Here is a 14556-nt window from a genome sequence, read left to right as displayed (position 1 = left end):
CTCACAGCCTGCTTTCCGCCTGCACCACCGCGTCGATCACCTCCGCCAGGCTCACCGGCCGAGGGGCGGCGTCCAGCTCCACCAGCACCAGGTAACCCCGGTCACGCCCCTGGTTGGTAAACGCCTGCAGCAGCGCCAGCTGGTCGCTATGCACCATGGTGCCGGCCGCATCCCAATATTCCATGGCGACCATGCAGCCGTCCGAGGGCGTGCCCGGGAAGTAGCTGCTGCCCTGGTAATAACGCGGGTCGATGGTGCTGCCATGCATCAGCATCTCGTCACGGCCAGCCAGCCCGGCCAGCCAGGCTTCCTGCAGCGGCGGGTAGGCCTGCCAGCTGGCGGGGAGCAGGGCGCGGTAACGGTCCAGGGACCAGCCCGGTTCCGCCGCACCGGCCTGGCGTTGTTCAAAGTCCGCCACGCTCGCCTCGACCGGCACCTTGGAATGGAGATAGGGCGTGGGGCCGATCCACACATTGGTGGCCGCCCGGCCCGCGCCCTGAATGGCAAACAGGCCTTGGGGGGTGTTGCCCAGGGTGATGGTGCCAGGCAAACCGCTGCTGGAGAGCGCCAGTTGAGCGATATGGAAAACACCACCATCACTGCGCCGCACGAACCGCCCATCCGCTTGCCGGACCAAGGCCAGGCCCATCTGCTGGCGGCCCGGACGCTGGAAGCTGAACACCACCGGGAAGCCGGGCCGCAGCGCCAGCAGATCGGCCAGCGGCGGACGGGCCGGCTGTGCATGGCCTTCAGCCACGGACAGGGCCTGCGCCAACGCCTGCAGCCGGGGTTCGGCCGTGTCCCGCTGCACCAGCTGGGAGCGCACCAGCGCCTGATCGGCGGGCTGCCGGCTGCGCAGCAGCGTGTAGGCGGCGATGGCGAATTCGCGCGGCGTTGAGAGTTTGGGGAGCAGGTCTCGCAGCAGCGGCGCCGCGTCCTGCGGATAGAGCGTGTAGGCCGCCGTCAGCAGTGGGCGTTGGACGTCCGGTGGCTGGCGGTCCAGGGTGGGCAGGGCGGCCAGCAGGGCCGGGCGGGCGGTGTCCAGCTCGAAGTTGTAGTGGGCGGCCAGACGCAGGCCTTCGGCCAGTTCGCGCAAGGCGGCCGTGTCCTGCGGATTGGCACGGGCCACGGCCACCGCGCCGCGCAGGCGGGCCCGGTCCAGCTCCATGCGGTCCCGTGCCTGCGCGGCCGAGCCCACGGTGGAACGGAACTGGGCGGGGCGCAGCGCTTGCAACGCGGCGGGGCTGAAGTCGTTGGCGGCTGCGCCAGGGCGGCCGGTGGGGGGCACCGGTGCGGGCGTTTGGGTGGCACAAGCGGCCAGCAATGCGGCAGCTACAAGCAGCGTCCAGCGCGACGGGAGGCTGTACGGGGAGGGGCCTTGGGGGGGGCCGAGAGGCTGGGCGGTGGTCATGGGCGCGGCGTGGATGGAGAGGGGCGCTGGAGGGCAGGGGCTCCAGCAGGAGTCGGCTTGGGAAGGGTTGCCATCTGGCGCTCTGACGTTGCAGGCGAAGTCGGCATGATTTCATGAGCCAGCGCGGCAGAGAGTGTTGGTGCGGATGGCGTTCCCGAACCTGAACCCGTCGGTGCCTCCGTCGGCATCCGCACTGTTTCCACGCGATGGATCAGCAGAGCATTCGCCAAGGGACGAAGCATCGGTTCATTGAAGGGCCGGCTGGTGACCAGCCGCCCCGTCAGCAGCAAGGCGGTGCTGCCGCCTCCATCCAGATTCAGCGCTTGCAGCACACCCTGTGCGCGCATGCGCTGAGCCAGGTCGCTCAGGGTCAGCCCTTCGGCTTCCACCCGCCGGCCCTCCACCAGAACCAGGGTCAGCAGGTGCCCGCTGCTGTCCAGCCCCAGCGCTGTCCGGGGATGTCGGGCCGCGCAGAACCCGCAACCCGCATCGTCAGTGGGCTGCCTCGCAATGCCATCCCGCACCAGCCAGGGCGTGCCGGACACGGCCAGCCAGCTGTCCTGCGGGGCAGACACCGGGCGGGTGAGGGCGAGTTGGCATTGATCGCTGCGGTCGCAACTGAGCATCGGGCTGTCGGCTGCGGCAATCACGGGCGCCCACGCCTGGCCCGACGACACCGTCCACCCACGCGGCTCGAAGCGCTTGGTGAAGAACGAGGCGTTGAGCGCCGCCAGGGCCTGGGTGGCGCCGTTGAACCGGTCCAGCGTCCTGCCCTTCTGTTCCGGGCCGGTGAGGGAGAGCGACAGGGTCGGATCCTGCAGATCCAGCCGCAGCCAATGCAAGACCTGGCCCGGGCTGCCGGTGTCCCGGGCGTACAGCAGACCGGCGGCACCCTCCACGGGAATCCAGGCGAGGGGCGACGGCGGCGAAACCGCTGGGGGCGCTGAAGGTGATGCACAACCGGCCAGCAGGGCCACCGACACAAAGACGCCGGCCACCACCCCATGCTGCCGTTGCAGCCACCCCCGGAACTGCCGTAACGCTCGGGTGTGGCACACGCGCTGGGACCATCGTGCGGTCGGCACATCAACAGGGGGCGGGGTGTGGCAAGGGGCCATGGGCGGCATTCTAGGGAGCCTTCACGGACCGCCAACGGGCCGGGTCGGCTGGGACCTCCCCCCTCCCCCGGGCATTCCATTTGCCATGAGGCGCGGCCTTGATGGGAGTCTTCAGTGAAAATCTTGTGTCAGCCCGGCCTTGGTGCCGTGATCGCGATGGTCAGCCTGATGGGTGCGGCAGGTCTGCTGCCCAGCCATGCCCAGGGCGTGACGCCGCCAGCGTCGGCAGCGTTCTCTGCGCTGGGGACCGCACCAGCGCCCGCACCACCGCCCGCACCCGCACCCGCACCAGCGCCACAGGCCCCCGCGCCGACGCTGGCCGCCTCCGGCCCACCGCTGTCCGCCGAAGCCTGCACCCGCATTCCGGACGCCAAAGACCGGCTGACCTGTTATGACCGTGCGCATGGACGGCTGTTGCCGGAGCCGGTCACCGCGCCGCCGACCCTGGGCGGTGTGGCCACCAACGGCATTGCGCTGGTCCCTGTGGCGACGCCCAATCTGCCCGCCGCCAATGACCCCACCGACCCCTGCGCCCGCCCGAAGGCCACGGGCAGCGCGCGTGAATATCTGGGCTCCACGCTCTCGGAGCGTTGGGAGCTCTCCTGCAGTGACCAGTTGCCGGCCTTCCTGCCGCGCCCCTACAAGCCGGTCTATCTGCTGCCGGTGTCATGGACTTCCCGCGCCAATCAGGCGCCGCGCAATTCAGAGTCGCCGGACAACGGTGTGGTGCAGGCGCTCAACCTGGACAAAAACGAAGCCAAGTTCCAGGTCAGTCTCAAGTCCAAGCTCTGGAGCCTGAACGACCACGGCACCCTGGCGGTCTGGGGCGGCTACACCCAGTCGTCGCGCTGGCAGGTCTACAACGGACGGATCTCCCGGCCCTTTCGTGAAACCAATTACGAGCCGGAGATCCTCCTCACCCACGGCATGGGTGTCGGCCTGCCGTTTGGCTGGACGGCTCGCATGGCCAGCCTGAGCCTGAACCACCAGTCCAACGGGCGCAGCCAACCCTATTCCAGAAGCTGGAATCGGTTGATTGGTGAACTGAGCCTGGAACGCAATGACACGGTTGTGGCCCTGCGGCCGTGGTTGCGATTCAAGGAATCGGCCAGCTCCGACGACAACCCTGGCATTGAGGACTATGTGGGCCGCGGTGAAGCGCTGATCACCCAAAAGTGGGGGCGCCATGTATTGGCCCTGCAGTTGCGGCATTCATTGCGATCCGGTGACCGGTCGCGCGGCTCGGCGCAGTTCGAATGGGCCTTCCCGATCGGCGGCGGCTTGCACGGCTATGCCCAGCTGTTCAGCGGGTATGGAGAAAGCCTGATCGACTACAACTTCCGGGAAACACGGCTGGGCCTCGGGATTTCGGTGGTGGAGTGGAAGTGAGGGGGGCAATCCGCAGTCCGCAGTCCGCAGTCCGCAATGCCCATCGCTCATGGCGCACCGGCCACAACGCATCGTCCCTGGCTGCCGTCCGCTTGAGTGACCTGCAGTTGCGTGTGCGGGATTGCATGAATCGGACGGCTTCCGCTGGCTCTCACCAATGGCGCTCAAGCCCTGGCCGGGATAGGCTGGCTCGATGGCTCACGTCTTGGATGGCTGCGTGCTCTGGGTGGTGGACTACCGCCTGGACGGACGGCCCTGCCGCTGGATACGCGCCCTTCGGGTCGTGTCGCCGCCGCATGCCTTCATTCAGGAAGAACTGGACGAGCTGTATGGGCCACGCGCCGAACTCCTTGAATTGAGGCAGGCCACCGACGAGGAACGGATCGCCTTCATCCGTGGCGAACCTCCGCCCGTTCGGGCCCCGGCGGCCCCGTCGGCCCCGTCCAATGGCTCGTCCTGACTCAGGCTTGCCACCCCGGTGTGCGATGTTCAGCCCCGGATGAGGTCCTGGATGTGGACCGGGATGAGGTCCCGGATGAGGCATCCTCACAACGAAAACCTCCCGCGCTGACGCCCCGGCGCAACTGCCTCACGTTGGTCACCCGACCGATGCACCGTGCAGCGCCCCTGAGCGCCACAATGCCGCTGCGTTGACGAACGGCGGACCGCCGGTGCCGTCGTGTCCCCGCCCTGCCGCTGTTGCCCATGTCGTCTTCGTCCCCGCGCCTGTTTGCCCTGGCCTGGCCCCTGTTCCTGGAGTTGTGCCTGAACATTGCCGTCGGGCTGATCGGCACCATGCTGGCCGCGCGGGTGTCCGATGCCGCCGGGGCCGCTTTCGCCCTGGCCAACCAGGTGGCCGCCACCCTGTTCATCCTGTTCCGGATCATCGGCGCCGGCATCAGCGTGGTGATCACCCAGGCCCTGGGCAGCGGTCGGCGTCCGGTGGCCGATGCCACGGCCCGCGCCGCCCTTGGCGCCAGCAGCTGGCTGGGCGGCTCCACCGGGGTGCTGGCGCTGCTGTTTGCCGGCCCGCTGCTGCAATTGATGAATGCACCGCCTTCGGTGCTGCCGCTGGCCCACCCCTTCTTGATGGCCCTGGCCCCGGCCATGATGCTGGACGCCTGGAATGCGTCGATGGCCAGCGTCATGCGCGCCCACCTGCGCAGCCGGGACACGCTGATGGTGCTGATCGCCATGCAGGTGGCGCAACTGCTGCTGTCGGTGACGCTGATGCCCATCTTTGGCCTGCCCGGCTTTGCCTTGTCGCTCTGCCTCAGCCGCGGCCTCGGCCTGGGGCTGCATGTCTGGCTCTGGCGCGAACGTCTCTCCCTGCGCCCCTCCTGGTCGGACTGGTGGCGGCTGCCTCGTCCGGAACTGGCCGCCGTGCTGCATATCGGCCTGCCCGGCGCCGCCGAAAACATTGCCTATCGCCTGGCCTACATGGTGAGCATTGCGGTCGCCGGCCACCTGGGCGCGTCGGCGCTGGCCGCGCACAGTTATGCCTCGCAGTTGATGTACTTCGTGCTGCTGCCCGGCCTGGCCACAGGGTTTGCGGCCGAGATTGTGGTGGGGCACCTGATCGGCGCCGGTCAACTGCATGAAGCCCACCGGCTGGTGCGCCGCGCCCTGGCCCGCGGGCTGGCCATCAGTGTGGTGGTGGCCTCCGCCATGGCGCTGGCGTCCCCCTGGCTGCTGCACCTGTTCACGCAGGATGAAGACATCGTCCACACGGCCGTCATCCTGATGGGCTTGACCATCCTCCTGGAGCCCGGTCGCACCTTCAATCTGGTGGTGATCAATGCGCTGCGTGCTGCGGGCGATGCGCGGTATCCGGTGATGGTCGGTGCTGGTTCCATGCTGGTGGTGCTGGCTGGCGGCAGCTGGCTGCTGGGGGAAGTGCTGGGCCTGGGGCTGGTGGGGCTGTGGATCGCCTACGCGGCCGATGAATGGATTCGCGGGCTGCTGATGTGGCGGCGCTGGGCGCGCCTGGGCTGGGTGCCCAAGGCGAGGGCGGTACACCGTCGGCTGCACCGGGCACATGCGTGATCAGCGGCGGCCGCCGGCCACTGGTGGCCAGCCGCTGCCCCCCGTGCCGGGGCGGCATGCGCCAGCCCTTTATGATCCGCCCCGCTATGGTGTACCTGACCAAGCGCCTGGGCTTGCTGCTGATCACGCTGCTGGCCGCCTCGGCGCTGATTTTTGTGGCCCTGGACTGGCTGCCCGGCAATGCCGCCCAACTGGCGCTTGGACCCGACGCCACCCCTGAAGCGGTGGCCGAACGGGAACGCCAACTGGGCCTGGATCAGCCGGGCTGGGTGCGTTATGCCGGTTGGCTCCACGGCCTTGCCCGGGGTGACATGGGGGTGTCGTCCGCCTATGACGGCGCGCCGGTCAACCAACTGCTGATGGAACGGCTGGCCGTCACGCTGCCCTTGTCGGTGCTGGCCATGGCCCTGACCGTGGTGCTGGCGCTGGCCGCCGGCTGGTGGGCCGCCAGCCAGCACGGCCGCTGGGGCGACCAGCTCGTGATGGGCCTCACCCAGTTGGGCCTGGCGGTGCCGAGTTTCTGGTTGGGCATGCTGCTGGTGCTGCTGTTTGCGGTGAAGTGGCAATGGGTCTCCGCCGGTGGCTTCCCCGGATGGAGCGCCGAGCTGGGGGGGGGCCTGGGTGGGGGGCTGTGGCCAGGTTTGCAGGCGCTGCTGCTGCCAGCGGTGTCACTCGCCCTTGTGCAGGCAGCGATCCTGGCGCGCATTGCCCGATCGGCGCTGCTGGATGTCGCCCGCGAAGACTTCATGCGCAGCGCCCGTGCCAAAGGCCTGAGCCGCCGGGCCGCACTGTGGCGCCACGGTCTGCGACATGCCGCCATTCCGCTGCTCACCCTGGGCGGCTTGCAGTTTGCCAATCTGCTGGCCGGCGCCATCGTCATCGAAAACGTCTTCACCTTGCCCGGCCTGGGTCAGTTGCTGGCCAAGGCGATTGCCAACCGCGACCTGGTGGTCGTGCGCAATGGCGTCATGCTGCTCACCACCCTGGTGCTGCTGCTCAACCTGGCGGTGGACGTGCTCCATGGCTGGATCGATCCGCGTCTGCGCACGAGGCCTGACGCATGAGCCGGGTCCGCCTGAGTGCCGGCCTTCTGATCACCGCCGTGATGCTGGTGGTGGCGCTGCTGTCGCTGGTCTGGACACCCTTCCCGCCGGATGCGATCGACATGAACCAGCGTCTGGCCAGCCCCAGTGCCACCCATTGGCTGGGCTGCGACCAACTGGGTCGAGACGTGCTCAGCCGCCTGATGGTGGGCGCCCGCAGCGCCTGGCTGGTGGGGGTGGTGGCGGTGGGCCTGGGCTTGATCGGGGGCACGGCCTTTGGCCTGCTGGCCGCCGCTCGCCGGGGCTGGGTGGAAAACGTCATCCTGCGTGCCTGCGACCTGGGATTTGCCTTCCCGGCGCTGCTGCTGGCCATTGTGCTGGCGGCGGCGCTGGGGCCGGGACTGGTGATCGCCATGGTGGCGATCGGGCTGCATGCGGTGCCGAGCTTTGCGCGGCTGGTGAATGGCAGCGCCAAGAGCTGGTGGTCCCGGGACTTCGTCCAGGCGGCCCGGGTGGCCGGCCTGGGGCCCTGGGCCATCACCTGGACCCATGTACTGCCGCAACTGCTGCCCCTGTTGATCGTGCAGGGCACCACGCAGTTCGCGTTGGCGATCCTGGCCGAGGCGGGCCTCTCGTATCTGGGCCTGGGGGCCCAGCCACCGCAGGCGAGTTGGGGCCGTCTGCTGGCCGAGGCCCAGACGCTGATGTTCGAGGCGCCTCAACTCGCGCTGGCACCTGGGGTGGCCATCACCCTGGCGGTGCTGGGCTTGAACCTGCTGGGCGACGGGCTGCGGGATCGGCTTGATCCGAAGGGGCTGCCGCGATGACCCACCGCCCGCTGCACCCCACGGGGTCCTCCGTTCCGCTGCTGCAGGTGCGCGACCTGAGCGTGTCGCTGCCCGGCCCGCGAGGTTCGCGGCTCCAGGCCTTGCGGGGCCTGGACCTCACGCTGGATCGGGGGGAAAGCCTGGCCCTGATCGGTGAATCCGGCAGCGGCAAGACCCTGACGGCGCTGGCCCTGATGGGATTGCTGCCGGAAGGCGCCCAGGTGGCGGGGGAGATCGAGCTGGACGGCCAGCCGCTGCTGCCCTTGGACGAACCCGCCTGGTGTGCCCTGCGTGGGCGACGTCTGGCGATGGTCTTCCAGGAGCCATTAACAGCCCTGAATCCCCTGCAGACCGTGCTGGCCCAGGTGATGGAGCCCCTGCGGCTGCACCGCCTGAGGCCGGACCGGACAAGCGCCCGCCACCGCGCGCTTGAATCGCTGGTGAGGGTGGGCCTGGACGATCACCAGGCCCACGCCTATCCCCACCAGCTCTCCGGCGGCCAGCGGCAACGGGCGCTCATTGCCATGGCACTGGCCGGTGAGCCGGACCTGCTGATCGCCGACGAGCCCACCACCGCCCTGGATGCGGTGCTGCGGGTGCAGGTGCTGGAACTGCTTGAATCGCTGGTAGCCGAACGCGGCATGGGCCTGCTGCTGATTTCCCACGACCTGGCCCTGACCGCACGCCGCGTGCAGCGGCTGGCAGTGCTGTATGGGGGACGGCTGATGGAGCAGGGGGACGCTGCTGAATTGCTGGCCCGCCCCCTGCACCCCTACACCCAAGCCCTCTGGGCCGCGCGCCCTCGGCTGGGAGCCGGGCGCGACCAGCCGCTGCATCCGCTGCCCGGCGCGGTGCCGGGCCTGGCCCAGCTCGGGCCGGGGTGCCCTTTCCATCCACGATGCCCGCTGGCGCAGCCGCGCTGCGCCCGGGAAGCGCCGGCCTGGGACGGGCGCCTGGCCTGCTGGGAGGTGTCGCCATGACACGGCCCCCGGCTGGCACAGCGCTCGTGCCGACCCTTATGCCGACTCTCGTGCTGCCCGCCACGCCCATGCCGCTGCCAAGCTCCGCGCCAGTCCCCCTGCCGACACCCGCACCAACGCCACCCCGCACGGCGCTGAAAACGCCGCCGCCCCCAGCCGCTCCACTGCTGGAAGCCCGGCAACTGGGCCAGCGCTACGGCGGCAAGGACGTGCTGCGCGACGTGAATTTTCGTCTGGCGCCCGGTGAATCGCTGGGCGTCATCGGCGAATCCGGCGCCGGCAAGAGCACCCTGGCCCGTCTGCTGACGGCGCTGGAGCGGCCGGCCACAGGCCAGGTGTGCTGGTCCGGCGAGGAGATCCACGCCCTGCCGCCCGACCAGCGCCGCGCACGCCGGGTGCGGGTGCAGATGGTGTTCCAGGACCCCTACAGCTCGCTGGATCCCCGCTGGCGGGTCGGCCGCAGCATCATGGAGCCCCTGCATCTGCTGCCCCTGACCGCCGATCAACGTGAGCAGCGCCTGATCGAGGTGCTGGCGGCGGTACAACTGGACCCGGACGCGGCTCAACGCTTTCCGCATCAGTTCTCCGGCGGGCAGCGCCAGCGGCTGGCCATTGCCCGCGCACTGGCCACCCGTCCGTCGCTGATCGTGGCGGATGAGCCGCTCTCGGCGCTGGACGTGTCGGTGCAGGCGCAGATCCTGTCGCTGCTGCGGGACCTGCAGCGCCGTGACGGTATCAGCCTCGTGCTGGTCAGCCACGACCTGCCCGCCGTCGAGGTGCTGTGCGACCAGGCCCTGGTGCTGCGCCACGGCCAGGTGGTGGAGCAGGGCGCCACCGGCGCATTGCTGGGCGATCCCCAGCACCCCTACACCCGCTCCCTGCTGGCCGCTTTGGCATGATGCGGCTCATGGACCGACGTCGATTCACCCTGGGGGCCGCCGGTGTGGCCAGTGCCGCCCTGAGCCCTGCGCTGCTCACCCCGCCCGCCTGGGCACAGACCCCGCCCGCAGGCCGGGCGGTGGTGCTGGGCATGACCCTGGAGCCGACCAGCCTGGACCCCACCACCGGCGCGGCCTCGGCGATTGCCGAGGTGGTGCTCTACAACGTGCTGGAACCGCTGACCAAGGTGGCCGACGACGGCAGTGCGCTGCCGCTGCTGGCCACGGCCTGGAAAGCATCACCGGACCAGAAGACCTGGACCTTCCAGCTACGCCCCAAGGTCCGCTTCCACAATGGCGAAGCCTTCGATGCCGGCACGGTGCGCTTCAGCTTCGAGCGCGCCGCAGCCGACAACAGCCTCAACAAGGACCGCCGTGTCTTTGCCAACATCGCCAGCATCCAGACGCCCGATCCGCTGACGGTGGTGCTGTCGCTGCGCCAGCCCGAACCGGACCTGCCCGCGCTGCTGGCCCAGTCCACGGCCGTCATCGTCGAACCCCGCAGCGCCGCCGGCAACGCCCAGACGCCGGTCGGCACCGGCCCCTATCGGCTGGAGCGCTGGCAGCGGGGCAGCAGCCTCACGCTGACCGCCTGGCCCGACTATCGCGACGCCGCCGCCATCCGCGTGCCTCGGGCGGTGTTCCGTTTCATCGGCGAGCCGGCCGCCCAGGTGGCCTCGCTGCTGGCCGGGGATGTGGACTGCTTCCCCCGTGTGGCCGCAGCCCGCGCGATGTCCCAATTCAAGGCCCAGCCGCAGCGCTTTCAGGTGCTCACCTCCTCGTCCCGGGCCAAGACGATCCTGGCGATCAACCATCAGCGCGCGCCCCTGGGCGACGTCCGGGTGCGTCGCGCCATTGCCATGGCCCTGGACCGCAAGGCCCTCATCCAGGCCAGTGCGGATGGCTACGGGGTGCCCATCGGCAGCTTCGTGACGCCGGACACCCCGGGTTATGTGGATTGCACCGGCATCAATGCCTACAACCCGGCCGGCGCCCGCCAACTGCTGGAAGAGGCACGGGCCGTGGGCCTGTCGCTCACGCTGAAGCTGCCGCCCGTGCCGTACGCGCGTCAGGCGGGTGAGCTGATCGTGGCCCAGTTGGCCCAGGTGGGGCTGAAGGTCCGCATCGAGCAGGTGGAGTGGGCGCAATGGCTGTCCGGGGTGTACACCAACAAGGCCTATGACCTGACGGTGATCTCCCATGTCGAACCCTACGATTTCGGCAACCTGGCCCGAGCCGGTTATTACTGGGGCTATCAGAGCCCACAGTTCAATGCCCTCTACCAAAGGATGCAGTCCAGCCCGGACCCGGCCGAGCGCCTGAAGCTGTTTGGCGAGGCCCAGCGCCTGGTGGCGCAGGACGCGGTGGCCGCTTTCCTCTACCAGCCGCAGTGGATCACCGTGGCCAGGACCCAGCTCAAAGGCGTCTGGAAGCGTTCGCCGCTGTTTGCCAACGACCTGTCCCGGCTGAGTTGGTGACCACCATGCCGACCGCCGCTTTCACACTGCGAACTGCCCGTTGCAGTTGGATGCAGTCCGATGCGGGCGAGCCACAGTGGCGCCCCTCGAATGCGGGGCTCCTGGTCAACTCATCGGCTGTCAGGCGCCGGTCATCGTCCCACGGGGCTTTTCCCCTACAGTGGCGCCCCTGGCCGGTGCTAGCCTGCCGGGTTCGGAGTGGAGAGCCGCATGCCGTTTGAATTGCCCGAATATCTGCAGCCGTTCCTGCTGCCCTTGCTGATTGCCGTGCCTCTGGCGGTGCTGATCTGGATCATCACCGTGCGCCGGGGCGACCATCGTGACCTGGGGGTGCCCCCGCCGCCGGCCCGTCCGCACCCGGACGCCCACCGGCCGCCGGTGGCTGAGCCCAGCCCCGCCGTGCCCACCCGCGTGGGGCCGGTGGCGGTGGCGTCGTCGGCGCGCCTGCCCCTGCTGCTGGTGGACGATTCCGCCGTGGTGCGGGCCAAGCTGCTGAAGCTGTTCAAGGAAGCCGGTTATGAAGCCCAGACCGCCAAGGACGGGACCGAAGCCCTGGAGTTGATGGCCAAGACCCGTTTTGGTGTGCTGCTGACCGATCTGGAAATGCCCAACATGGACGGCTTCGAGCTGATCAAGTCGGTGCAGGGCTCGATGGAAACCGAAGATCTGCCCATCATTGCCATCACCGGCCATGAGGAACTGCATGCACGCCTGCATCAGATCCAGGGCCTGTACGGGATGTTCCACAAGCCCTGGAATGACCGCGAGCTGCTCAAGCGTGTCGAAGCCCTGGCCTCGATGAGGCGGGCCCTGGCATGACCCTTCGGACCTGGCTGCGCCGTGGCGCGGTCTCGCTGGCTGTGGTGCTGGTGCTGGGGGCAGGAGGCGCCGCCTGGCATGTGCATGGCAAGCTGCCGGTCCGCAGTGGCGAGATTCAGCTGCAAGGGCTGACGGCGCCGGTCCAGGTTCAATACGACAACTGGGGTGTGCCTCACATCGAGGCGCGCAACGAAGACGATCTCTACCGCGCCCTGGGGTATCTGCATGCCCAGGACCGGCTCTTCCAGATGGAAATGCTGCGTCGCCTGTCCCGCGGTGAGCTGGCCGAGGTGCTCGGGCCGAAGCTGGTGGAGACGGATCGGCTGTTTCGCACCCTTGGCATCCGCGAGCGGGCCGACCGCGCCGCCGCCCAGGTCACCGCCGGGGCGCTGGCCCAGCCGGGTGCGATGCGCGCGCTCAAGGCGTATCTGGAGGGGGTCAATCACTACCAGGCCACCCGTCCCGCGCCGCTGGAGTTCGAGGTGCTGGGCATTCCCAAGCGGCCCTTTACCGTGGCGGACACCATGAGCGTGGCCGGTTACCTGGCCTACAGCTTTGCGGCGGCCTTTCGCACCGAACCGGCGCTGACGGCCATCCGCGACCAGCTGGGCCCGGACTACCTCCGCATCTTCGACCTCGACTGGAAAACCGGCGGCGCGTTGCGGGCCGAGCATCCGGTGGCGCATGCCGGGCAGGACCCGTCCTGGATGTCCACCATGACGCAACTCGCGGCGGTGAGCGACCGCGCCGCCACGTTGGCCGGCCTTCCCCAGTTTGAGGGCAGCAATGCCTGGGTGGTGGCCGGCAGCCGGACCGCCAGCGGCAAGCCCCTGCTGGCGGGCGACCCGCACATTGCCTACTCCGCGCCCGCCGTCTGGTGGGAGGCGCATCTCAAGACACCGCAGTTCGAGTTGTATGGGCACCATCTGGCGCTGACGCCGATGGCGCTGCTCGGGCACAACCAGCATTTCGGCTGGAGCCTGACCATGTTCCAGAACGACGACGTCGACTTCGTGGCGGAGAAGGTCAATCCGGCCAATGCCAATGAGGTCTGGGCCGGTGGCCGATGGGTGGCCATGAGCTCGCGCCAGGAGGTCATCAAGGTCAAAGGCCAGCCGGACCAGGTGATCACGCTGCGACGCTCGCCGCATGGTCCGATCGTCAACGATGCGATTCCCGGCGACAAAGGCACCCGCCCCATCGCCATGTGGTGGGCGTTCCTGGAAACCGACAATCCGGTGCTGGATGCGTTCTACCTGATGGACCGTGCGGACACGCTGGAGAAAGCCCGTGCGGCGGCTTCGCTGATCCATGCGCCGGGGCTGAACATCGTCTGGGCCAACACGGCCGGTGACATCGGCTGGTGGGCGGCAGCCAGGCTGCCGATCCGGCCCGACGGCGTGAACCCGAGCTTCATCCTGGATGGCGGGACGGGCGAGGCCGACAAGCTCGGTTTTTATCCCTTCGAAGACAACCCGCACGAGGAAAACCCGTCGCGCGGCTACATCGTTTCAGCCAACTTCCAGCCGGACGGCGTGCGGCCGGTGCCGGGCTACTACAACCTGGAAGAACGCGGCCGGCGGCTGGATGGGCTGCTGAACCAGGGCAAGCGCTGGGACCTGGTCAACAGCCAGGCCCTGCAGCAGGATGTGCAGACCGATTACGGCCCCAAGGTGCTGCGTCCGCTTGTGCCGCTGCTGCGGGCGGCAGCCTCCGGCGAAGAGCAGCCGCTGGTGGAAGCGCTGGTGAGATGGAATGGTTCGTACAGGTCGGACGGGCTGGCGCCGGTGCTGTTTGTGCAGTTGGTCAATGAGCTGCTGAAGGCAACGCTGAAGGACGAATTGGGCGAGGTCCAGTTCGAGAACCTGCGCCGCACCCGCGCCCTGGACCATGCACTGCCCCGCCTGGTGGAGGACGCGTCCTCGCCCTGGTGGGACAACCGGGCCACGCCGCAGCGCGAAACCCAGGCCGACATCGTCCGTCAGGCGTGGAAAGCAGCACTGGCGCATCTGCGCCAGACGCTCGGCCCGGAAAGCGAGTCCTGGCGCTGGGGCCAGGTGCATACGCTGACGCATGAACATCCGCTGGGCAAGCAGAAACCGCTGGACCGGCTGTTCAACGTGGGTCCGCTGCAGGTGCCGGGAGGGCATGAGGTGCCCAACAACTTCGCGCAGCGCGGCGGGGATGCGCCCTGGTCGGTGGTCTACGGACCGTCCACCCGGCGCCTGATCGACTTCGCGCGGCCCCTGGAGGCGCTGGGCGTGAACCCGGTCGGCCAGAGCGGTGTGTGGCCCGATGCGCACTATGCCGACCAGGCCGAGCTGCTCGCCCTGGGCCAGTACCGCCGCGAATGGATGTCGCCGGCCGATGTGCAGGCCCATGCCGAGGGGCGGCTGGTGTTCAAGCCCTGACCGGCCTGGGGCGGTGACGGGCAGCGTCCGGCGGTGATTAACCGCAGGCCACCGCGCTACCGCCTCACCACCGCCGCACCGACGCACCACGGCACC

Annotated in this window: 12 protein-coding genes; 10 read left to right on the top strand and 2 right to left on the bottom strand. The window is 69.1% G+C overall.

Annotation, left to right across the window (positions count from 1 at the left end; genetic code table 11):
* Window position 1 precedes the first annotated feature (1 nt).
* Window positions 2-1411, bottom strand: coding sequence for a hypothetical protein (locus OU995_RS03995; RefSeq protein ID WP_267834138.1), 1410 nt, complete (start codon window positions 1409-1411; stop codon window positions 2-4).
* Window positions 1408-2529 (bottom strand): phosphodiester glycosidase family protein, encoded by a 1122-nt coding sequence (locus OU995_RS03990; protein WP_267834136.1) that lies wholly within the window; start codon window positions 2527-2529, stop codon window positions 1408-1410. Before OU995_RS03990 ends, OU995_RS03995 begins: the two co-directional genes overlap by 4 nt.
* Window positions 2530-2643: 114 nt before the next feature.
* Between OU995_RS03990 and OU995_RS03985 the strand changes: the two genes are divergently transcribed.
* The 10 genes from OU995_RS03985 (at window position 2644) to OU995_RS03940 (ending at window position 14460) form a co-directional block, all read left to right on the top strand.
* Complete coding sequence (locus tag OU995_RS03985) at window positions 2644-3918, top strand: phospholipase A (protein WP_267834135.1); 1275 nt, start codon at window positions 2644-2646, stop codon at window positions 3916-3918.
* Window positions 3919-4111: 193 nt separating this feature from the next.
* Window positions 4112-4378, top strand: a complete 267-nt coding sequence (locus OU995_RS03980; RefSeq protein ID WP_267834134.1) for a hypothetical protein — start codon at window positions 4112-4114, stop codon at window positions 4376-4378.
* A 245-nt stretch (window positions 4379-4623) separates the two neighbouring features.
* Entirely contained in the window at window positions 4624-5964 is a 1341-nt protein-coding gene (locus tag OU995_RS03975) for an MATE family efflux transporter (protein ID WP_267834133.1), read from the top strand.
* A gap of 71 nt (window positions 5965-6035) precedes the next feature.
* Window positions 6036-7028, top strand: coding sequence for an ABC transporter permease (locus OU995_RS03970; RefSeq protein ID WP_267834132.1), 993 nt, complete (start codon window positions 6036-6038; stop codon window positions 7026-7028).
* A complete protein-coding gene (locus tag OU995_RS03965) occupies window positions 7025-7834 on the top strand; it encodes an ABC transporter permease (protein ID WP_267834131.1) in 810 nt (269 codons plus the stop codon). Before OU995_RS03970 ends, OU995_RS03965 begins: the two co-directional genes overlap by 4 nt.
* Window positions 7831-8814 carry an ABC transporter ATP-binding protein gene (locus OU995_RS03960; protein ID WP_267834129.1) on the top strand — a complete coding sequence of 328 codons (984 nt, stop codon included), beginning with the start codon at window positions 7831-7833 and terminating at the stop codon, window positions 8812-8814. Before OU995_RS03965 ends, OU995_RS03960 begins: the two co-directional genes overlap by 4 nt.
* 38 nt (window positions 8815-8852) lie before the next feature.
* Window positions 8853-9713, top strand: a complete 861-nt coding sequence (locus OU995_RS03955) for an ABC transporter ATP-binding protein (RefSeq protein ID WP_267834127.1) — start codon at window positions 8853-8855, stop codon at window positions 9711-9713.
* An 8-nt stretch (window positions 9714-9721) separates the two neighbouring features.
* A complete protein-coding gene (locus OU995_RS03950) occupies window positions 9722-11230 on the top strand; it encodes an ABC transporter substrate-binding protein (RefSeq protein WP_267834125.1) in 1509 nt (502 codons plus the stop codon).
* Window positions 11231-11440: 210 nt separating this feature from the next.
* Entirely contained in the window at window positions 11441-12049 is a 609-nt protein-coding gene (locus OU995_RS03945) for a response regulator (protein WP_267834123.1), read from the top strand.
* Window positions 12046-14460 carry a penicillin acylase family protein gene (locus OU995_RS03940; RefSeq protein ID WP_267834122.1) on the top strand — a complete coding sequence of 805 codons (2415 nt, stop codon included), beginning with the start codon at window positions 12046-12048 and terminating at the stop codon, window positions 14458-14460. The genes OU995_RS03945 and OU995_RS03940 overlap by 4 nt, the downstream gene beginning before the upstream one ends.
* Window positions 14461-14556: the final 96 nt, after the last annotated feature.

The sequence above is a fragment of the Roseateles sp. SL47 genome (assembly GCF_026625885.1).
Lineage (GTDB): Bacteria > Pseudomonadota > Gammaproteobacteria > Burkholderiales > Burkholderiaceae_C > Roseateles.
The sequence above is the reverse complement of the archived record's forward strand: the minus strand, read 5'-3'. Positions and strand labels throughout refer to the sequence as shown.